Source organism: Pantoea sp. GbtcB22, assembly GCF_019091025.1.
GTDB lineage: Bacteria > Pseudomonadota > Gammaproteobacteria > Enterobacterales > Enterobacteriaceae > Pantoea > Pantoea leporis.
The window spans coordinates 243,190-262,690 of the sequence record NZ_JAGXKB010000001.1; the positions used below are offsets into that span (position 1 = coordinate 243,190).

General features: G+C 54.2%; 20 protein-coding genes. 12 read left to right on the forward strand and 8 right to left on the reverse strand.

All coding sequences use genetic code 11. The features are described from left to right. Positions 1–4: 4 nt before the first annotated feature. Both znuB and znuC read right to left on the reverse strand, forming a co-directional pair. Positions 5–790: a zinc ABC transporter permease subunit ZnuB gene (gene znuB, locus KVT28_RS01155; RefSeq protein ID WP_101764158.1), complete on the reverse strand. Its 786-nt coding sequence runs from the start codon at positions 788–790 to the stop codon at positions 5–7. Continuing rightward, on the reverse strand, positions 787–1,542 hold the full coding sequence (gene znuC / locus KVT28_RS01160; RefSeq protein ID WP_101764609.1) for a zinc ABC transporter ATP-binding protein ZnuC: 756 nt from the start codon (positions 1,540–1,542) through the stop codon (positions 787–789). Before znuC ends, znuB begins: the two co-directional genes overlap by 4 nt. A 77-nt stretch (positions 1,543–1,619) precedes the next feature. Here znuC and znuA point away from each other — a divergent pair, with 77 nt between their 5' ends. From znuA to lpxM, 3 genes are all read left to right on the forward strand, one after another. After that, positions 1,620–2,591: a zinc ABC transporter substrate-binding protein ZnuA gene (gene znuA, locus KVT28_RS01165; RefSeq protein ID WP_110866309.1), complete on the forward strand. Its 972-nt coding sequence runs from the start codon at positions 1,620–1,622 to the stop codon at positions 2,589–2,591. 13 nt (positions 2,592–2,604) lie between these two features. Then, positions 2,605–3,933 carry a murein DD-endopeptidase MepM gene (gene mepM, locus KVT28_RS01170; protein WP_110866308.1) on the forward strand — a complete coding sequence of 443 codons (1,329 nt, stop codon included), beginning with the start codon at positions 2,605–2,607 and terminating at the stop codon, positions 3,931–3,933. Between the two features lie 126 nt (positions 3,934–4,059). Then, complete coding sequence (gene lpxM / locus KVT28_RS01175) at positions 4,060–5,037, forward strand: lauroyl-Kdo(2)-lipid IV(A) myristoyltransferase (protein WP_217546434.1); 978 nt, start codon at positions 4,060–4,062, stop codon at positions 5,035–5,037. 24 nt (positions 5,038–5,061) lie between these two features. On the opposite strand, the gene KVT28_RS01180 is transcribed toward lpxM, so the two are convergent. The 3 genes from KVT28_RS01180 to KVT28_RS01190 all read right to left on the reverse strand — a co-directional run bounded on the left by KVT28_RS01180 (position 5,062) and on the right by KVT28_RS01190 (position 8,787). Beyond that, a complete protein-coding gene (locus KVT28_RS01180) occupies positions 5,062–6,297 on the reverse strand; it encodes an MFS transporter (RefSeq protein ID WP_101764162.1) in 1,236 nt (411 codons plus the stop codon). A gap of 85 nt (positions 6,298–6,382) precedes the next feature. Then, positions 6,383–7,825: a pyruvate kinase gene (gene pyk / locus KVT28_RS01185; protein ID WP_101764163.1), complete on the reverse strand. Its 1,443-nt coding sequence runs from the start codon at positions 7,823–7,825 to the stop codon at positions 6,383–6,385. A gap of 107 nt (positions 7,826–7,932) precedes the next feature. Further along, positions 7,933–8,787, reverse strand: coding sequence for a MurR/RpiR family transcriptional regulator (locus tag KVT28_RS01190; RefSeq protein ID WP_217546437.1), 855 nt, complete (start codon positions 8,785–8,787; stop codon positions 7,933–7,935). A 372-nt stretch (positions 8,788–9,159) separates the two neighbouring features. Between KVT28_RS01190 and zwf the strand changes: the two genes are divergently transcribed. Both zwf and KVT28_RS01200 read left to right on the forward strand, forming a co-directional pair. Continuing rightward, a complete protein-coding gene (gene zwf, locus KVT28_RS01195; RefSeq protein ID WP_064738913.1) occupies positions 9,160–10,635 on the forward strand; it encodes a glucose-6-phosphate dehydrogenase in 1,476 nt (491 codons plus the stop codon). 187 nt (positions 10,636–10,822) lie between these two features. Then, positions 10,823–11,464 carry a bifunctional 4-hydroxy-2-oxoglutarate aldolase/2-dehydro-3-deoxy-phosphogluconate aldolase gene (locus KVT28_RS01200; protein WP_217546440.1) on the forward strand — a complete coding sequence of 214 codons (642 nt, stop codon included), beginning with the start codon at positions 10,823–10,825 and terminating at the stop codon, positions 11,462–11,464. Between the two features lie 43 nt (positions 11,465–11,507). On the opposite strand, the gene purT is transcribed toward KVT28_RS01200, so the two are convergent. Then, positions 11,508–12,686, reverse strand: a complete 1,179-nt coding sequence (gene purT, locus KVT28_RS01205; RefSeq protein WP_110866306.1) for a formate-dependent phosphoribosylglycinamide formyltransferase — start codon at positions 12,684–12,686, stop codon at positions 11,508–11,510. A gap of 161 nt (positions 12,687–12,847) precedes the next feature. On the opposite strand from purT, the gene KVT28_RS01210 reads away from it, so the two are divergent. Then, on the forward strand, positions 12,848–13,489 hold the full coding sequence (locus KVT28_RS01210) for a tellurite resistance TerB family protein (RefSeq protein WP_137385935.1): 642 nt from the start codon (positions 12,848–12,850) through the stop codon (positions 13,487–13,489). Between the two features lie 139 nt (positions 13,490–13,628). After that, positions 13,629–15,692 (forward strand): S9 family peptidase, encoded by a 2,064-nt coding sequence (locus KVT28_RS01215; protein ID WP_217546442.1) that lies wholly within the window; start codon positions 13,629–13,631, stop codon positions 15,690–15,692. Here KVT28_RS01215 and exoX read toward each other — a convergent pair. Further along, entirely contained in the window at positions 15,686–16,354 is a 669-nt protein-coding gene (exoX, locus tag KVT28_RS01220) for an exodeoxyribonuclease X (protein WP_101764169.1), read from the reverse strand. The two genes, KVT28_RS01215 and exoX, sit on opposite strands and share 7 nt — an antisense overlap. Before the next feature lie 3 nt (positions 16,355–16,357). Beyond that, on the reverse strand, positions 16,358–16,588 hold the full coding sequence (locus tag KVT28_RS01225; protein WP_217546444.1) for a DNA polymerase III subunit theta: 231 nt from the start codon (positions 16,586–16,588) through the stop codon (positions 16,358–16,360). Positions 16,589–16,741: 153 nt separating this feature from the next. On the opposite strand from KVT28_RS01225, the gene copC reads away from it, so the two are divergent. The 5 genes from copC (at position 16,742) to KVT28_RS27725 (ending at position 19,464) form a co-directional block, all read left to right on the forward strand. Then, positions 16,742–17,119 (forward strand): copper homeostasis periplasmic binding protein CopC, encoded by a 378-nt coding sequence (gene copC / locus KVT28_RS01230; RefSeq protein WP_101764170.1) that lies wholly within the window; start codon positions 16,742–16,744, stop codon positions 17,117–17,119. Between the two features lie 3 nt (positions 17,120–17,122). Continuing rightward, the gene (gene copD / locus KVT28_RS01235; protein WP_217546446.1) at positions 17,123–18,004 is read left to right on the forward strand and encodes a copper homeostasis membrane protein CopD; all 882 of its coding nucleotides are present in this window, start codon (positions 17,123–17,125) and stop codon (positions 18,002–18,004) included. Positions 18,005–18,037: 33 nt separating this feature from the next. Beyond that, entirely contained in the window at positions 18,038–18,385 is a 348-nt protein-coding gene (locus tag KVT28_RS01240; RefSeq protein ID WP_061718597.1) for a YebY family protein, read from the forward strand. 720 nt (positions 18,386–19,105) lie between these two features. Further along, on the forward strand, positions 19,106–19,318 hold the full coding sequence (locus KVT28_RS01245; protein WP_007889586.1) for a cold-shock protein: 213 nt from the start codon (positions 19,106–19,108) through the stop codon (positions 19,316–19,318). A 2-nt stretch (positions 19,319–19,320) separates the two neighbouring features. Then, positions 19,321–19,464: a cold-shock protein gene (locus KVT28_RS27725; protein WP_110866453.1), complete on the forward strand. Its 144-nt coding sequence runs from the start codon at positions 19,321–19,323 to the stop codon at positions 19,462–19,464. Positions 19,465–19,501 lie beyond the last annotated feature (37 nt).

Consider the following 19,501-nt stretch of genomic DNA (forward strand, 5'->3'; position numbering starts at 1 on the left):
GGCGTTATGCCGCCGGTTTTTTTGCCATGCTAATGATGAACAATACTGCCGCGCATAACACCACTGAAGGACCGGCTGGCGTATCGTAGCTGGCGGAGAAGGTCAGTCCACCGGTCACTGCGATAATACCGGCAATTACCGCAAAACCGGCCATCTGTTCCGGCGAGCGCGAGAAGCGACGTGCCGTCGCCGCCGGGATAATCAGCAACGACGTAATAATCAAAGCACCGACAAACTTCATCGCTACGCCGATGGTTAATGCGGTGACCAGCATCAACATCAAACGCGTGCGCTGAATGTTAACGCCATCCACCTGCGCCAGCTCAGGGCTGATGGTCATCGACAACAACGAATTCCACTGCCACGCCATCACCGCCAATACAATCGCCACGCCGCCGCCCATCATCCACAAATCATCGGGCGTCACCGCCAGCAGATCGCCAAACAGGTAAGCCATCAGATCGACACGCACGCCTTGCATCAGACTGACGACCACTAAACCCAGCGACAGCGCACTGTGCGCCATAATGCCGAGCAGCGTATCAATAGCCAGATGCGGGCGTCGCTCCAGCCACACCAATCCCAACGCCAGACACACGGTCACCAAAATCACCGCATAGTAAGGATTCACGTTGAGCAGCAAACCAAACGCCACGCCCAGTAAGGACGCATGCGCGAGTGTATCGCCGAAGTAAGACATGCGGCGCCAAACCACAAACGAGCCAAGTGGACCGGCCGCCAGCGCCAGCAACACGCCGCCCAGCCAGCCAGGTAATAACAGTTCAATCATGACGGGCCATTTCCCTTGCGCAGAACAATGCGTCCCTGTAAATCGTGACGGTGATTATGATGATGACGATAAATCGCCAGCTGCTGCGCGCCGCGTGGGCCAAACATCGCAATAAACTCGGGATGTTGTGACACCGCTTCCGGCGTGCCGGAACAGCAGATGTGATGGTTGAGACACAGCACTTCGTCGGTTTTCGCCATCACCAGATGCAGGTCGTGTGAAACCATCAGCACACCGCAGTTCAGTTCGCGGCGCAGCTGATCGATCAAATCGTACAGCGCGACCTGGCCGTTGACATCAACGCCTTGTGTCGGCTCATCCAGTACCAAAAGCTGCGGTTCATTGAGTAATGCACGCGCCAGCAAAACACGTTGTGTCTCACCGCCAGAGAGTTTTTGCAGCGTTGCATGCAGCAGGTGCCCGGCCTGCACGCGCTTGAGCGCCGGCAAAATGGCATCGCGTTTGGTGCCGCGCGACAGGCGCATAAAGCGTTCCACGGTGATCGGCAACGTTGGGTCGATGTGCAGTTTTTGGGGCACGTAGCCGATACGCAAATCAGCGGCGCGCTTGACGCTGCCGCTGGTGGGTTTCAGTAGCCCCAACACCGCGCGAACCAGCGTGGATTTACCGGCGCCGTTTGGGCCGAGCAGGGTGAGAATTTTCCCCGGCTCAAGTGCGAGGCTAATACCTGCAAGCACCGGACGCTGGGAGAACTTCACAGAAATGTTTTCAAGGGTAACAAGTGGCGACATGTTATTTACGGGTTGCATAGAATTTCGAATGTTATAATATCACATTCCATCAACGGTTCACGATGGAATGACGTATTATGTTACACAATAAAAAGCGCCTGATTTTCACCCTTACTGCTGCGGCAATTGGCGCGGCAAGCGCATTACCCGCGCACTCCGCAGTTGTCGCTTCAATCAAACCTATCGGATTTATCGCAGCGGCTATCGCAGAGGGTATTACGCCGGTTGAAGTATTGCTGCCTGATGGCGCCTCAGAGCATGATTATGCCTTGCGTCCCTCTGATGTAAAACGTATTAAAAACGCAGACTTAGTAGTGTGGACAGGCCCAGAGATGGAAGCCTTTCTTACTAAGTCAGCGGCCGAATTACCCGCCAGTAAAAACCTCGAAATTGCCGCATTGCCGGGCATAAAACCGCTATTGATTAGCGGCGATGATGAAGATGAGGAACATGAGCATGGTCACGCTCACGATCACGACTCAGAAAATTCCGAAGACCAGGACGGGTCTCATGCGCACCACCACCATGGACAGTTTAATATGCACCTGTGGATGTCCCCTGACATGGCCTTACAATCTGCGGTTGCAATCCATGGAAAATTATTGGAACTTATGCCGCAAAGCAAAGCCAAACTTGACGCTAATCTGCAGGAATTTAAGGCAGAATTAGCCGATGCAGACAAACACATCGGCGCGCAACTCGCGCCTGTGCGGAACAAGGGTTATTTCGTTTTTCACGATGCTTACAGCTACTTTGAAAAACATTACGGTTTGTCACCTTTAGGTCATTTTACCGTCAATCCTGAAATCCAGCCGGGCGCCCAGCGTTTACATCAAATACGAACACAGTTGGTTGAGCAGAAAGCCGTTTGCGTTTTCGCTGAACCACAATTCAGACCGGCCGTCATCGATGCCGTGTCCCGTGGAACTTCCGTACGTAAAGGCACGTTAGATCCGTTGGGTATGGACATCAGCTTATCCAAAGACAGCTACGTGAAATTTCTTTCACAGCTGTCAAGCCAGTATGCGAGCTGCCTGAATGGAGCATGAGGAATAGGTAAAAGTGCAGCAGATAGCCCGCTCTGTCGCCCTCGCATTTAACAATTTGCCGCGCCCCCACCGCGTTATGCTGGGTTCATTAACCGTTGTCACGTTGGCCGTCGCAGTATGGCGGCCTTACGTTTACCATCCGCGTGATGTTGCCCCCATCGTGAAAACCATTACGTTGGATAAAGACGAACTGCGCACGCTGTTGCCCGAAGCCAGCGAGCCGATTGACCAGACAACGGAAGAACCGTCCGACGATATTCCTGCTGACGACATTGATAATGACGTTCCGGACAATCCCAACGTACATGAGTACACCGTCTCTTCAGGTGATACGCTGAGCAGCGCGTTAAATCAGTACGGTATTGAGATGGGCGATATCAACGCATTAGTCAGTAGCGATAAAGATCTGCGCAACATGCGCGTTGGTCAGCAACTGAGCTGGACGCTGGATGCTGATGGACAACTGCAAACCTTCAGCTGGGAAATTGATCGTCGTGAAACCCGTACTTATCAGCGCGCCGACAACGGCAGCTTTAAGATGCAGCAGGAGCTGCAAAAGGGTGAGTGGCAAAACAACGTACTGAAAGGTGAAGTGCGCGGCAGTTTTGCTGCCAGTGCCCAGCGTGCGGGTTTAACCAGCGCAGAAACCAGCAACGTCATCAAAGCGATGCAGTGGCAGATGGATTTCCGCAAATTACGCGCCGGTGATGACTTCAGTGTGCTGATGTCTCGTGAAATGCTCGATGGCAAAAGTGCCCAAAGCCAATTGCTTGGCGTGCGTTTACGCACCGGCGGTAAAGACTATTACGCGTTCCGTGCGGAAGACGGCAAGTTCTACGATCGCAACGCGTCTGGTTTAGCGCGTGGCTTTATGCGTTTCCCTACGGTTAAGCAGTATCGTGTCTCTTCCAACTTCAATCCGCGTCGCCTTAATCCGGTAACCGGCCGCATTGCACCGCATAAAGGTGTCGATTTCGCGCTGCCTATTGGTACGCCTGTGTTAGCCGTGGGCGATGGTGAAGTGGTGATGGCGAAAAACGGCGGTGCTGCCGGGAATTACGTAGCAATTCGTCACGGTCGTCAGTATATGACGCGTTATATGCACCTGAGTAAAGCGTTGGTGAAACCGGGGCAAAAAGTGAAACGCGGCGATCGTATTGCGTTGTCGGGTAACACCGGACGTTCAACCGGTCCGCATCTGCATTATGAAGTATGGATCAACAATCAGGCGGTGAATCCATTGACGGCAAAACTGCCTCGCATGGAGGGTCTGACGGGTAAAGATCGCAGCACTTACATGGCGCAAGTCAAAACCTGGTTGCCGCAGTTGACGCTGAAATAGCGCATAATTGCGCATAACACTTAAAAACCGACGGATTCTTCGTCGGTTTTTTGCTATCTGGCGCATGAAGATTGCAAAATTAACCACCGTCACTATTATTGACCGGTCATTGTCAGAGGCGAGTGCATGGAAACCCGAAAGAAAAATAACAGCGAGTTTATTCCCGTTTTTCAACGTTCTTTTTTAAAGCCGAAATACTGGGGAAGTTGGTTGGCGGTTGGCGCGCTGGCCGGCATGGCATTGCTTCCCGCTAAAGTGCGCGATCCGATTCTGGGCGGATTGGGCAAGTTCGCCGGTAAGCTGGCGAAAAGTGCGCGCCGCCGTGCGCTGATCAATCTCTATTATTGCCTGCCGGAATTGAGTGAAGCGCAGCGCGAAGAGATTGCTGATCGTATGTTTGCCACCGCACCGCAGGCGATGGCGATGATGGCCGAATTGGGCATGCGTAATCCCGAGCATGTGCGCAAGCGTGTTGACTGGCACGGCCGGGAAATCATTGAGCAACTGCAGGCCAACAAAGAAAACGTCATTTTCCTGGTGCCGCATGGCTGGGGCGTGGATATTCCAGCGATGCTGATGGCGTCTGAAGGCCAGATGATGGCGGCGATGTTCCACAATCAAAGCGATCCGTTAATGGATTATCTGTGGAATACCGTGCGACGCCGTTTTGGTGGCCGTATGCATGCGCGAAATGACGGCATTAAGCCGTTTATCGCGTCGGTGCGTCAGGGTTATTACGGCTATTATCTGCCGGACCAGGATCACGGCCCGGAACACAGCGAGTTTGTGGATTTCTTTGCTACTTACAAAGCCACATTGCCTGCAGTGGGCCGCCTGATGAAAGTATGCCGCGCACGCGTTGTGCCGCTGTTCCCGGTGTATAACAGTGAAACCCATCGTCTGGAAATCTATGTGCGTCCGCCAATGGATGACTTGCTGGATGCCGATGACAATACGCTTGCGCGTCGCATGAATGAAGAAGTTGAAGTGTTCGTGCGCCCGCATCCGGAACAGTACACCTGGATTCTGAAGCTGCTGAAAACGCGTAAGGAAGGGGATATCGAACCTTATGCGCGCAAAGATCTTTATCCTCGTAGGAAATAAACATGGGGCCGTCTGGCCCCTTTATCATTCTATTGCCGCCACATGACTGCGACGTTTACGTTCGCGCAGGAACAGTGTCACCAGACCAAACCACAGCACGCCAGCGGCGAAGTTAATTCCGCTAAACCACGGTGTGCCGCCGCTGAAGTAGCCACTTTTCGCCAGCTCAATGCCTACCGCTAAGGTCAGAATACTGATCATACCGAGCATCGCCGCCACGCTGCCTTTGCCTTCGTTGCTGGAGTAAAGCGTCAAACGGTACAGACCGGCATTCACCATGCCTGCGCCGAAAGCGTACAAGCTTAACCCGGCGGTCAGCAGCAGATAGGTGTGACTATCGAGCAAATTAGCCAGCAGCGAAATACTCAAACCAATCAGAATCGGCCAGGCGGCAAACTTCACCGGCTGCTCAATCGGCACGCGTCCAGCCAGTTTGCCGAGCGTGATGTTGCCGGCAATCATCGCCAGAAACACCGGTAGCTGCAGCAGCGCATACTGCATGCGTGACAATCCTTCATCGTGCATCAGAATCACTGGCGACAGCGCTACCCACGTCAGGATCGGAATAAACACTAAACCAATGGCAAAAGATCCGTACATCACCTGACGATCGCGCGCCAATCGCGCATAGCCGCGCGCCAGCGTTGGCAGGGCGATAGAGTGACTGCGATCGCCAGCGGTTTCCGGCATGACGCGCCACAGCAGGGCAAACGCAATCACGCTGCAGATGGCAAACAGCCAGAACATGCTGCGCCACTCGCCAACGGTGAGCCACGCGGCTCCGGCCAGCGGACCAGCGAGCGGTGCCAGCAGCGCGACGTTGGCCATCAGCGCCATCATGCGTACTGCCAGTGCTTCGTCAAAGGCTTCCTGCACCGCTGCGTAGCTGACGGCGCCAATAAAGCACAGGCTAATACCCTGCACAAAGCGCAGCGCGACAAACTCCTCAATGCTGCTCACCCACGTTGTCAGAATACAGGCGGCGGCAAAGAACAGGATGCCAAACAGCAGCACCGGCCGGCGGCCATATTTGTCAGAGAGCGGACCGAGCAGCCATTGCAGCACCACGCCGCCCATCAGATACGCGGTCAGCGAGGTCGAAACCCATTCCGGGCCGACGCTGAATTCAGACGTCACCAGCAGCATGCCGGGCTGAATCATGTCATGCGCGATATAGGTGGCGAACTCGAAGAGTACCAGCGCGAGCGGGAACAGCAGCACGCGCCCGGTGAGTTGAGTGATAGGTTGATAGCGGGCCATCTGGCCTCCTTGTCAAAAAATAAAAACGCGACTGCCAGGCAGTCGCGTTTGTCCATGTTGTTACAGCCGCTGTGGGTGGTGCGTATTAGTCTACGCGCAAAACACGGCTGGTATTGGTGGTGCCGGTGGTCGACATCACGTCGCCCTGGGTGACAATCACCAGGTCGCCTGAAACCAGGAAACCTTTTTCGCGCAGCAAATTCACTGCATCGTGCGCGGCAGCAACACCATCGTTGTTGCTGTCGAAGAACACTGGCGTAACACCACGGTACAGCGCCGTCAGGTTCAGCGTACGTTCGTGACGTGACATGGCGAAGATCGGCAAACCGGACGTGATACGTGAGGTCATCAGCGCGGTACGGCCCGATTCGGTCATGGTGATGATCGCTGAAACCCCTTGCAGATGGTTGGCAGCATACATCGCCGACATGGCAATCGCTTCTTCGACGTTATCGAACTGCACTTCCAGGCGGTGCTTAGAAACGTTAACGCTCGGGATTTTCTCTGCGCCGAGGCACACTTTCGCCATCGCTGAGACGGTTTCAGCCGGATACTGGCCAGCAGCGGTTTCCGCCGACAGCATCACCGCATCGGTACCATCCAGCACGGCGTTCGCCACGTCCATGACTTCGGCACGCGTTGGCATTGGATTGGTAATCATCGACTCCATCATCTGCGTGGCGGTGATGATGGTGCGGTTCAGCTGGCGCGCACGACGGATCAACGCTTTCTGAATACCCACTAGCTCAGGATCGCCAATCTCCACACCCAAATCGCCACGCGCAACCATCACTACATCAGAGGCAAGGATGATGTCATCCATCGCTTCCTGTGAGGCAACGGCTTCAGCACGTTCCACTTTCGCCACCAGTTTGGCGTCGCAGCCAGCGTCGCGCGCCAGACGGCGGGCATAATTCATATCTTCGCCGTTACGCGGGAAGGAGACCGCCAGATAATCCACGCCGATTTTCGCGGCGGTAACGATATCAACTTTGTCTTTTTCGGTCAGCGCATCGGCAGAGAGACCGCCGCCGAGTTTGTTGATGCCTTTATTGTTAGAGAGCGGGCCGCCGACGGTGACTTCGGTGAACACTTTTACGCCCTGAACTTCCAACACTTTCAGCTGCACGCGACCGTCGTCCAGCAGCAGGATATCGCCGGGCACTACATCTTCTGGCAGGCCTTTATAGTCGATACCGACTTTTTCTTTATCGCCTTCGCCTTTGGTTAAATCAGCATCCAGCAGGAAACGATCGCCGACGTTGAGGAACACTTTGCCTTCTTTGAAGGTCGATACGCGAATTTTTGGGCCTTGCAGGTCGCCAAGGATCGCTACGTGACGACCCAGTTTCGCCGCGATTTCACGGACTTTATTGGCGCGCTGCTGATGATCTTCCGGTGTGCCGTGGGAGAAGTTGAGTCGTACAACGTTAGCACCCGCCGCGATGATTTTTTCGAGGTTGTTGTCGCGATCGGTGGCTGGACCGAGGGTTGTAACGATCTTGGTTCTTCTGAGACGTCTGGACATGAAGGACTCCGTTAGCAAAGTATCGTGTCGCTCTCAAGTGACACGTAGTGTTCATCTATTCTATATGATCGATGGGCTGTGATTCGACTCACATTGTGAATGTGATGTTAATTATTTTCCTGCGCCTGTTTCTCCAGGCGTGAATCTTTCAGCGCTTCTTTCACCCGTTTCAAATTTTCACGGAAAGCAGCGCCGCGCTCAAGGGTAAACCCTGTCGCCAGAACATCAATCACGGTCAATTGTGCGAGGCGGGAAACCATTGGCAGGTAGATATCGGTATCTTCGGGTACGTCGAGCGTCAAAGCCAGCGTGGCTTCCGCCGCCAGCGGGGAACCCGAAGAAGTGATAGCCAGCACAGTGGAAGCGTTTACACGCGCCAGGCGAGCCAGTTCTACCATATTTTTGGTGCGACCAGTATGTGAGATGAGAACAAACACATCGTTTGGACCACTATTTATGCAACTCATGCGCTGGATCACAATATCCTCTGACCAGATGACCGGCAGATTAAATCGCAAAAATTTATTGGTGGCGTCATGTGCCACCACGGCGGAGGCACCAAGGCCAAAAAAGGCAATTTTATGCGCCTTTGACAGCGCCTGAACCGCCTGACGAATCACCTGAGAATCGAGTTGCTGGCGGACGCGGCTGAGGCCCGCTAACGCGGAATCAAAGATTTTGTGGCTGTAGCTTTCCACACTGTCATTTTCTTCCACATCGCGACTCACCCAGTTCGGGCTTTTGACCAGGCTCTGCGCGAGCTGCAATTTGAAGTCAGGGAAGCCGCGCGTGCCCATACGATGGCAGAAGCGATTCACCGTCGGTTCGCTGACGTCAGCGGCGCGTGCCAGCGTGGCGATGCTGGAGTGCATCGCCTGTTGCGGCGCGGCAAGAATCTGCTCTGCGACTTTACGTTCTGATTTGCTTAACGCATCGAGTTGCGCCTGAATCTGTTCCAGCATGGTTTAACCTAATGAGCGTCAATCACTTTTTCGCGTTCATCAATCAATGAAATCGCTGCCAATTCACAAGAATATACCGTGTAATAGCCCCTCGCACGCAGCGGAGGACAAATGTAAACGCGATTTTTTTGCGATACTTTGATCGCTGACGTGTTTTGCCACGACAAATATCGAAACAGAAAATGTGCTCAAATGGCACGCTACAACACACTTAACACCTTTATTACGTTCACAGTTAACGCCAGCAAAACACTGCGTTCGGGTTGTCCTAAACCCGCTAAAAACGTACATTGTGCTGTAAGAAAATTACAATAAGGACCTGGCGTGATGAGAACGCTCAAGCCGGGTATATCCTGCAACGAGGAGAGGAAAATGGCGGTTACACAAACAGCCCAGGCATGCGATCTGGTGATTTTCGGTGCCAAAGGCGATCTCGCGCGCCGTAAACTGTTGCCATCACTGTATCAGCTGGAAAAAGCCGGTCAGATTCATGAAACCACTCGCATTATTGGCGTGGGTCGCGCGGATTGGGATAAAGCCGCGTATACCAAAGTGGTACGTGAAGCGCTGGAAACCTTCATGAAAGAGAAGATCGATGAAGCGCTGTGGGATACCCTTAGCAGCCGTCTCGACTTCTGTAACCTCGACGTAAATGACACCTCGCATTTCACCAAACTGGGCAAAATGCTTGACCAGAAAAACCGCGTCACCATTAACTACTTCGCCATGCCGCCAAGCACCTTTGGCGCGATTTGCGACGGTCTGGGCGCCGCCAAGCTGAACGCCAAACCGGCACGCGTAGTAATGGAAAAGCCGCTCGGCACCTCATTGGAAACCTCACAAGAGATCAATGACAGCGTCGGCAAATACTTCGAAGAAGGCCAGGTTTTCCGTATTGACCACTATCTCGGTAAAGAGACGGTGCTCAACCTGCTGGCGCTGCGTTTTGCCAACTCCATCTTCGTCAACAACTGGGATAATCGCACTATCGATCACGTGCAGATCACCGTGGCAGAAGAGGTGGGCATCGAAGGCCGTTGGGGTTACTTCGACAAAGCCGGCCAGATGCGTGACATGATTCAGAACCACCTGTTGCAGATCCTCACCATGATTGCCATGTCGCCGCCGTCCGATCTGAGCGCGGATGCGATTCGTGATGAGAAAGTGAAAGTGCTGCGCTCACTGCGTCGTATCGATCAAACCAACGTGCGCGAGAAAACCGTACGCGGTCAGTACACCGCCGGCTTTGTGCAGGGCAAGAAAGTGCCTGGTTATCTGGAAGAAGAGGGCGCTAACAAGCAGAGCGCCACGGAAAGCTTTGTTGCTATTCGCGTGGATATCGATAACTGGCGTTGGGCTGGTGTGCCGTTCTATCTGCGTACCGGCAAGCGCTTGCCAACCAAATGCTCTGAAGTGGTGGTGTATTTCAAGAATCCTGAGATGAACCTGTTTAAGGATTCGTACGCTGAACTGCCGCAGAACAAGCTGACCATTCGTCTGCAGCCGGACGAAGGCGTGGATATCGAAATACTGAACAAAGTGCCGGGACTTGACCACAAGCATAAACTGCAGACCACCAAGCTGGATTTGAGCTACTCCGAAACCTTCAACCAGTCGCATCTGGCCGATGCTTACGAGCGTCTGCTGCTGGAAACCATGCGCGGTATTCAGGCGCTGTTTGTGCGTCGTGATGAAGTTGAAGCAGCGTGGGGCTGGGTGGATTCGATCATTGATGCCTGGAGCGCCGATGCCGAAGCGCCGAAGCCGTATCAGGCGGGAACATGGGGACCGGTTGCCTCTGTCGCGATGATTACTCGCGATGGCCGTTCCTGGAACGAGTTCGAATAGAAACCTAATATTGAGCCCGCCAAATGTGCGGGCTTTTTTACGTCCAGAATTCATTTTTCTGAAAAGTGAACCAGAGTTTCAAAAAATTCTGATATCCAATGGACGCCGCTCCAGCCGATCTTGTATGGTAGAGCCCAATAATTGACAGCGTGGCCAAACGCCGGGCTGATGCAACCAAGGAAACGTGATGAAGAACTGGAAAACAAGTGCTGAACAGATCCTGAAAACTGGCCCGGTCGTGCCGGTCATCGTGGTGAACAAGCTGGAACACGCGGTGCCGATGGCGAAAGCGCTGGTGGCTGGCGGTTTGCGCGTGCTGGAAGTGACGCTGCGTACCCCGGTGGCGATGGACGCACTGCGTGCAATGATTAAAGAAGTACCGGAAGCGATTGTCGGTGCGGGCACGGTGATCAACACCCAGCAACTGAAAGAAGTCACTGACGCCGGTGCGCAGTTTGTCATCAGCCCAGGGTTGACGGAATCGCTGCTGAAAGCCGCGGTTGAAGGTCCGGTGCCATTGATTCCAGGTATCAGCACGGTTTCAGAACTGATGACCGGCATGGATTACGGCTTGCGGGAGTTCAAATTCTTCCCGGCGGAAGCCAATGGTGGCGTGAAAGCATTATCCGCGATTGGCGGTCCGTTCCCGCAGGTGCGTTTCTGTCCAACTGGCGGCATCTCGCCAGCCAACTATCGAGACTATCTGGCGCTGAAAAGCGTGCTGTGCATTGGCGGTTCGTGGCTAGTACCGAATGATGCGTTGGAAAGCGGTGACTGGGATCGTATTACGCGTCTGGCGCGTGAAGCGGTTGAAGGGGCACGCGCATAAGTTTATGAATTGGTCGCCATTGATGGCGACCACTTAATCTTACTTAACCTTCGACTTGTACCGCGGCCGCACTCGCCACGGCGCGCGCGATAGCGTCATCGGTGTTTTCACCGGTTGCCAAAGCCACGCCTAAACGGCGCTGACCGGCGATTTCCGGCTTACCAAACAGGCGCAGCTGCAATCCGGCGCCCAGCGCGGCTTCGATATTCCCGAACACGACGTTCTGGCTGTTCAGCTCAGGCAAAATCACTGCCGACGCAGCGGGACCGTATTGACGAATGCCGCCAATCGGCAGGCCGAGGAAAGCGCGCACATGCAGCGCGAACTCGGACAGATCCTGCGAAATCAGCGTGACCATGCCGGTATCATGCGGACGCGGTGACACTTCGCTGAACACCACTTCATCACCGCACACGAACAGCTCCACGCCAAACAGGCCGTATCCACCGAGCGCTTTTACCACGTTAGCGGCGATATCCTGCGCGCGTTGCAGCGCCAGTTCACTCATCTGCTGCGGCTGCCATGATTCACGATAATCGCCATCTTCCTGACGATGACCAATCGGCGCGCAGAAGTGAATGCCATCTACTGCGCTGATGGTCAGCAGGGTGATTTCGAAATCAAACTTCACCACGCCTTCAACGATCACGCGGCCCGCACCGGCACGTCCGCCTTGCTGCGCATAATCCCAGGCTTTTTCCAGCTGGCTGGCTTCGCGAATAAAGCTCTGGCCTTTACCGGATGAGCTCATCACCGGCTTAACGATGCACGGGAATCCAATCGCCTCAGCCGCAGCCACAAAATTCTCTTTGCTGTCAGCAAACTGGTAAGTCGAGGTTGGTAAGGACAACTCTTCCGCCGCCAGACGGCGAATGCCTTCGCGGTTCATGGTCAGACGTGCGGCGCGTGCGGTCGGCACCACTTTCTGACCTTGCGCTTCCAGCTCCAGCAGTTTTTCGGTGGCAATGGCTTCAATTTCTGGTACCACGAAGTGCGGCTTTTCCTCGGCAATCAGCGCGGCCAGCGCGTCGCCGTCCAGCATGTTGATCACATAGCTGCGATGCGCCACGTGCATCGCCGGAGCATCGGCGTAACGATCCACCGCGATCACTTCCACACCAAGACGCTGGCACTCAAGTGCCACTTCTTTGCCTAATTCGCCTGAACCTAACAGCATGACACGCGTAGCGGCAGGGCGCAGCGCGGTTCCGAGAGTCGTCATAATTTCACCTTAGCAGTCAAAATGCGCGCGCAGTATAAACGAAAACGTTTGCGTACTCACGCTTTCGCCGCGATGAGGTTTGCCATACTTTTCCCGCTCTGACGTTAACTGACACAGCCTGCGGCAGCATGGAGAACGGAAAAGTAAACAGGAGTTAAACGATGAGCAATTGGCTGCAGCAAATTCAATCGGTGCTGGCGAAAAAGGGTGGAGACGGAAAATCGGGCGGTTTAAGTGACATGCTGGCCCCGGGCGCATTGGGCGGGCTGGCGGGATTGCTGGTAGGCAGTAAATCCACGCGTAAGCTGCTGACCAAATATGGCGGCAAAGCCTTGCTATTGGGCGGCGGCGCGGCGGCGGGCGCGCTATTGTGGAACAAATACAAACAGCGCATACGTGAAACCCATCAGGACGATGCGGGCTTTGGCCAGCTGCAAACGCCGATGGATCAACGCGCAGAGCGTTTAGTCACGGCGCTGGTGTTCGCGGCGAAAAGTGATGGTCACATTGACGATCAAGAGCGTGCCGCCATTGAGCAAAATATCCAGCAGGCCGGCTACGGCGCACAAGCCGAAGCGCTGATTCAGCAGGCGATGAATCGCCCGCTCGATCCTAACTGGCTGGCCGCTGACGTTAAAAACGAAGAAGAGGCGCTGGAACTCTATTTCCTCAGCTGTGCAGCCATTGATGTCGACCACTTTATGGAGCGTAGCTATCTCTCCGCGCTTGGCGATGCGCTGAAAATCCCCCAGGATGTGCGCGACGGTATCCAGCGCGATATCGACGCGGAAAAAGCTGCTTAATTCCGTGCGAAGGTTGCATCTGCAGCCTTCGCTTTTCATCTTTTGCTTACCCTGCGTAAAGTGATGCTGCGTGTAGCTTGGCATCGTGCGTGATTAGTGCCACGCTTGCTGAATGTTGTCCTTCAGGGAGAAGAGCCTAATGAATCAGCCACACGCGAAAAAAATTCCCCATGTCATGAAGCTGCACGGTGAAACGCGCATCGATAATTATCACTGGTTACGTGATGACGACCGCGAGAATCCAGAGGTGCTGGCCCATCTGCACGCCGAAAATGATTACGGCCGTGCGATGATGGCGTCGCAGAATCCGCTGCAGGAACGGGTGCTGAAAGAGATCGTTGACCGCATTCCACCGCAGGATCACTCGGTGCCCTATGTTAAAAACGGTTATCGCTATCAAAGCCGCTATGAAGTGGGCAACGAGTATCCGGCTTATTTCCGGCAGCCCGTTGACGCGCCAGCTGATGAGCCCTGGCAGCTATTGCTGGATGGAAACCAGCGGGCTGCGCACAGTGATTTTTATACCATGGGCGCGCTGGCGATTACACCGGACAATCAGGTGATGGCCTTAGCGGAAGACTTCCTGTCGCGCCGCCAATACGGCATTCGCTTCCGTAATTTGCAGAGCGGTAGCTGGTATCCGGAAGTGCTGACCAATGCGTCATCCAGCGTTGCCTGGGCCAACGATTCCCGCACGCTCTATTACGTGCGTAAGCATCCGAAAACGCTGCTGGCGTATCAGGTGTGGCGCCATGAGCTGGGCCATCCGCAATCTGACGATCAGCTGGTGTATGAAGAGAAGGATGACTCTTTTCACCTCAGCGTGCATAAAACCACCTCCGAGCACTTCATTCTGATTGCGTTGTACAGCACCAACACCAGCGAGATTTTGCTGATCGACGCCGAATATCCGGATGCGCAGCCGCAAGCCTTTTGTCCACGTCGCCGCGACCACGAATACAGCATCGATCACTACAATCATCAGTTCTATATCCGCTCAAATCGCGATGGCAAAAATTTCGGGCTTTATCGCAGCGCGTGGCTGGCGGAAGCACGCTGGCAACCGCTGATCCCGGCGCGTGACAATGTGGTGCTGGAAGATTTTCAGCTGTTTCGTCATTGGCTGGTAGTCGAAGAGCGTCAGCACGGCGTAAACACCTTGCGGCAGATAAACTGGGAGAGCGGCGAAAGCTTTGGTATCGCCTTCGACGATCCCGCCTATGTCACCTGGCTTGCCTACAATCCTTCGCCAGAAAGCGACACCTTGCGCTACGGCTACTCTTCCATGACCACGCCGACCACCTTGTTTGAACTGAACATGGAAACCGGCGATCGTCGCGTACTGAAGCGCACGCCGGTGCCGGGCTTCAAATCGGAGGATTACAAAAGTGAGCATCTGTGGATCACGGTGCGTGATGGCACAGAGGTTCCGGTTTCGCTGGTCTATCACCGCAAGCATTTCCAGCGCGGCAACAATCCGTTGCTGGTGTACGGTTACGGCGCTTACGGCAGCAGCATGGATGCCAGCTTTGGCACCAGCCGCATCAGCTTGCTGGAGCGCGGCTTCGTCTACGCGATAATTCACGTGCGCGGCGGCGGCGAGCTCGGCCAGCAATGGTATGACGGTGGCCGCCTGAAGAATAAAATCAACAGCTTCACCGACTTTATTGATGTCACCGAAGCGCTGGTGGCGAAGGGTTATGGTCATCGCCAGCAGCTCTACGCGATGGGCGGCAGCGCCGGCGGATTACTGATGGGCGGCGTGGTGAACATGGCGCCGGAGCTGTTCCATGGCGTGGTGGCGCAGGTGCCATTTGTCGATGTGGTGACGACGATGCTCGATCCGACAATTCCGCTGACCACCGGCGAGTACGATGAGTGGGGCAATCCCGAACAGGCGGAGTTCTATCACACCATTCGCCAATACAGTCCGTATGACAACATCGAGGCCAAAGCCTATCCGCATTTGCTGGTTACCACCGGTTTGCACGATTCGCAGGTGCAGTATTGGGAACCGGCTAAGTGGGTGGCGAAACTGCGTGAGCTGAAAACCAATGATTCGCTGCTGTTACTTTGCACCGAGATGGATTCTGGCCACGGCGGTAAATCGGGCCGCTTCAAAGCGTATGAAGGGGTGGCGCAGGAGTTCACTTTCCTGATTGGCCTGGCGCAGGGCAGCTTGCCAGACCGCGTCGATTACTGATCGCTCTTCACATACTTGCGCAGCGCCTGCCGTAACGGTGGGCGCAAATCACGCACATTTTCCAGCACCCAACGCAGATAGCCGGGATCTTTACGCGCGATACTGCCAATACTCTGACCGCGATATTTGCCGAACGGGAACACATCGCCGCTTACGGGCGCGGGCTGGCACAAATTCGCCATCTGCTCGGCGTTCCAGCCGGAGGTTTCCATAATGCGGATCAGCAGCGCAGCGGTGACGTAGCAGTCATACAACGCGCGGTGCGCATGCAGTTCGGCCGGTGGCGTGACATCCAGCTTCAGGCTGTGGCGCAGCGCCTGATTGCCATATTTGATCCCTGGCCACAGCTGCCGCGCCAGCGTCATGGTGCAGATCCATTCGCCCGGCATAGTGGGCAACATGCGGCGATCAAAACTGGCGTTGTGCGCCACGTAATGCGGACTGCCGTGATAGCGGCCAATCGCTTCTTCGATAGTGGGTTTTCCCATCACCATCGCTTCCGTAATGCGATGTACCGCCATCGCCTGACGACTGATGGGGCGATCCGGGCAGATTAAGTCGCTCATCGGATTGACGATCTGACCATCAATGACATCCACCGACGCCACTTCCACCACGCCACCCTGCAGGCCGCAGGTTTCGGTATCAATTACACGTAACATAAATTACTTCTGCTTCGGTTCGTAGGGCAGGCGCGCCAGGCTAAGCGAAGCCTGGCGATAGTTCATTAAGCGCTGACGAAACCAGTCACGCAGCGCTTCAGGCTGCTCGCGCTCCACCATTTCGGCAATCACCGGCATATTGTAGCGCTCTTTGAATGCAACGCCCGCGGCGGCCAGATCGACATTGACTTTGTCTTTCTCTTCCTGCGAGAGCAGGGCAAGGTTTTGGCTCATGCTTTTCTCCTGATAAACAGGGGCAAAAGTAATGGTTTCGGACCCCGGGATCAAGCGGATTGGATCGCACCGCAAGTCTCGACACCTGCGGATCGGCGGCGTATCCTGCTGCCACGTTTGCGGTGGTTTGCCGCAGTTAATAGGGAAGAAGTCATGAAGAAAACTGCGTTCAACGCTGTCGTCGCGCTACTTCTGGCGTCATCAACGCTGGCCTTCAGCCAGGTTGCTATGGCACACGCTCACCTGAAAACCCCGGTCCCAGCCGACAAAGCGGTGGTGGAAACCTCCCCGCAGAATTTAACGTTGACCTTTACCGAGGATGTTGAAGCGGCATTCAGTGGCGTGGATGTGCTCAATGCACAACATCAACCGGTGGCGGTTGGAAAAGCCAAACTCAACGATAAACAACACGATCAGCTGATTGTACCGATCAGCCAGCCGCTGCCGTCGGGCAACTACCAGGTGAACTGGCATGTGCTGTCCGTTGATGGACATAAAACTAAAGGCAGCTACACCTTCAGCGTGAAATGATTGATGAGTTTGAGCACGCTGTGGATTGGACTGCGAGCGCTGCATTTTATGTCGGTGCTGCTGCTCGCCGGTAGCGCCTTTTATACCGCGCTACTGGCGCCGCGCCGCTATCGTCCGCTGCTATCACAGCGTTTAGCTTTACTTCTCCGTACCAGCGCGCTGCTGAGTTTATTCAGCGCCCTGTTGATGCTGGCAACGCAAACCGGCTTGATGAGCGGCGACTGGCGTAATGTCAGTGACAGCGCAACCTGGCAGGCGGTGCTCAGCACGCGCTTCGGCCGGGTTTGGCGTTGGGAAATCGCGTTCGCACTGCTGAGCACGTTAGCGCCACTGCTGCGTGGCACACTGCGGCAAAATCTGCTGCTGTGCAGCGGCCTGTTACAGTTGGTGGCGTTAGCCGGTGTTGGGCATGCCGCGATGCGTGATGGCTGGCCCGGATTGCTGCAACAAGGCAATCACGCGCTGCATTTGATTGCGGCTGCATTCTGGGCGGGCGGATTACTGCCGCTGTTATTACTGATGCGTGAAGCGCGGCAGATCGCTTATCGCACCGATGCGATTCGCTGCATGATGCGCTTCTCGCGTTACGGTCACCTGGCGGTGGCGCTCGCGCTGCTGACGGGCATCATTAATAGCGTGCTGATTGCCGGTTCGCCGTTGCATTGGCAAGCCACGCTGTGGAGCGAACTGCTGGTGGTGAAAGTGCTGCTAGTCATGCTGATGATCGCTATTGCGCTGACCAATCGCTATCTGCTGGTGCCGCGCTTTCGCCTGGCGGCCAGTAACGCAGCGCATCTGTTTATTCGCCTGACGCAGCTTGAGCTGCTGCTGGCCATTATTGTAATTGGGTTGGTGAGCGTGTTTGCCACGCTGTCACCGGCCTGAATGTGACATTCAAGAAGATGAAATGAGGTCGATATTTTGCTGAAGAAACTGATTCCAGCTTGTGTATTGATGGCGCTGTGCAGCCAGGCGATGGCGGCACAGATTATCACCGTTAGCCGTTTTGAGATTGGAAAAGACAAATGGCCCTTCACCCGCGAAGAGGTGATGTTGACCTGCGAGAAAGACGGCGCGCTGTTTGCGATTAACCCGGGCACTTTGTTGCAGTATCCGCTCAACGATAAAGCCTTTGCGCGCAAAACGGCCGGGCAGGGCACGCTGCAATCGATCGACACCATTGTCGCTGTTGATAAAGCCCATCCAGGCCAGAAAATGAGTCTGCAACCGATCATCGACCGCGCGCAGCAACTGTGCGGTAAGTAATCCCTATATTCTCAGGCGTAGCGCACAATTCTGCCGCTACGCTTGCTTCCTCGTTCTGTCACCACGATCACAGAGTTGTCACCTTTCGCAACCAAACCGCATGATTGGCTGGAAAACCAGCAATCCTGGTCTACCTTTAAATGGCAAGGCGTCCTCGCCTGCAAAAATGCCAACTTTTAGCGCACGGCTCCCAAAGAGCCATTTCCCTGGACCCGATACAGGAATCGTATTGGGTCTTTTTTTATCTGCATAATAATGAATTGTCTGCACGCGTTAGGCTTACCTTTATGCTGGCATCTACACTTAATTCTCTAAGCAACTCAGGAGGATTTATGTCTGATAGACCGATCGAAGCGGATGAGCTTGAAGAAGATACTAAGGTGAAGCCGGATGAGCATGAAAAAGACGATGAGAGTCTGGCACCGGAGTCGGGCGACAAGCAGCCTGATTGATGATTAAACCCACTTCGGTGGGTTTTTCTATTTTCTGTTTTTCTTTTTTATATGAAATAAAAATTTTTTTACCTTGCTACCTGGTAAGATAAATGCGTTAATGCGTCGTCGGTCTGAATAGCAGACAGTTAGAAGGTTAGTTCCCATTGTATTTCTCATCCCGGTTAGTGCCGCTTCAAGCCCTTTCTCTTTGAGTCTTATCCTAAGTTCTGATTCGTATCTGCAACTCGGCCCTTACGCCAATAGGCTCATTTAAAAGGTAAAAATTATGTCTAATAAAATTCTTGGAACGGTAAAATGGTTCAACTCAGAAAAAGGCTTCGGCTTTATTTCTCCTGAAAATGGCAGCAAGGACGTTTTCGTCCACTTCTCAGCCATTCAGGGCACTGATTATCGCTCACTTGATGAAGGTCAGCGTGTTGAGTTTTCAGTTGAAGATGGTCCAAAAGGTCCGTCTGCAACAAATGTATTAGGTCTGTAATTATTCGCATTTATCATCGTTTAAGATGTCCGCATTGCCAGAGTTCACAATATCGCACCTCCGCGTTCGATATTACAAAAATGAACCCACATGGCGCTAAATGTATTTTCTGCAAATCATCAATGATTGTGTTGAAAACTGCGTAATAGCGGATATTCTGCCCTGATAATTATCAGGGCTTAT

Excerpts from the sequence above, each read along its gene's own strand:
- znuB (WP_101764158.1), bottom strand. The coding sequence starts at position 790 with ATGATTGAACTGTTATTACCTGGCTGGCTGGGCGGCGTGTTGCTGGCG.
- pyk (WP_101764163.1), bottom strand. The coding sequence starts at position 7,825 with ATGTCCAGACGTCTCAGAAGAACCAAGATCGTTACAACCCTCGGTCCA.
- lpxM (WP_217546434.1), top strand. The coding sequence starts at position 4,060 with ATGGAAACCCGAAAGAAAAATAACAGCGAGTTTATTCCCGTTTTTCAA.
- exoX (WP_101764169.1), bottom strand. The coding sequence starts at position 16,354 with ATGTTACGTGTAATTGATACCGAAACCTGCGGCCTGCAGGGTGGCGTG.
- copC (WP_101764170.1), top strand. The coding sequence starts at position 16,742 with ATGAAGAAAACTGCGTTCAACGCTGTCGTCGCGCTACTTCTGGCGTCA.
- znuA (WP_110866309.1), top strand. The coding sequence starts at position 1,620 with ATGTTACACAATAAAAAGCGCCTGATTTTCACCCTTACTGCTGCGGCA.
- zwf (WP_064738913.1), top strand. The coding sequence starts at position 9,160 with ATGGCGGTTACACAAACAGCCCAGGCATGCGATCTGGTGATTTTCGGT.
- KVT28_RS01245 (WP_007889586.1), top strand. The coding sequence starts at position 19,106 with ATGTCTAATAAAATTCTTGGAACGGTAAAATGGTTCAACTCAGAAAAA.
- KVT28_RS01200 (WP_217546440.1), top strand. The coding sequence starts at position 10,823 with ATGAAGAACTGGAAAACAAGTGCTGAACAGATCCTGAAAACTGGCCCG.
- copD (WP_217546446.1), top strand. The coding sequence starts at position 17,123 with ATGAGTTTGAGCACGCTGTGGATTGGACTGCGAGCGCTGCATTTTATG.
- KVT28_RS01225 (WP_217546444.1), bottom strand. The coding sequence starts at position 16,588 with ATGAGCCAAAACCTTGCCCTGCTCTCGCAGGAAGAGAAAGACAAAGTC.
- KVT28_RS01180 (WP_101764162.1), bottom strand. The coding sequence starts at position 6,297 with ATGGCCCGCTATCAACCTATCACTCAACTCACCGGGCGCGTGCTGCTG.
- KVT28_RS01210 (WP_137385935.1), top strand. The coding sequence starts at position 12,848 with ATGAGCAATTGGCTGCAGCAAATTCAATCGGTGCTGGCGAAAAAGGGT.
- KVT28_RS01190 (WP_217546437.1), bottom strand. The coding sequence starts at position 8,787 with ATGCTGGAACAGATTCAGGCGCAACTCGATGCGTTAAGCAAATCAGAA.
- purT (WP_110866306.1), bottom strand. The coding sequence starts at position 12,686 with ATGACGACTCTCGGAACCGCGCTGCGCCCTGCCGCTACGCGTGTCATG.
- KVT28_RS01215 (WP_217546442.1), top strand. The coding sequence starts at position 13,629 with ATGAATCAGCCACACGCGAAAAAAATTCCCCATGTCATGAAGCTGCAC.
- znuC (WP_101764609.1), bottom strand. The coding sequence starts at position 1,542 with ATGTCGCCACTTGTTACCCTTGAAAACATTTCTGTGAAGTTCTCCCAG.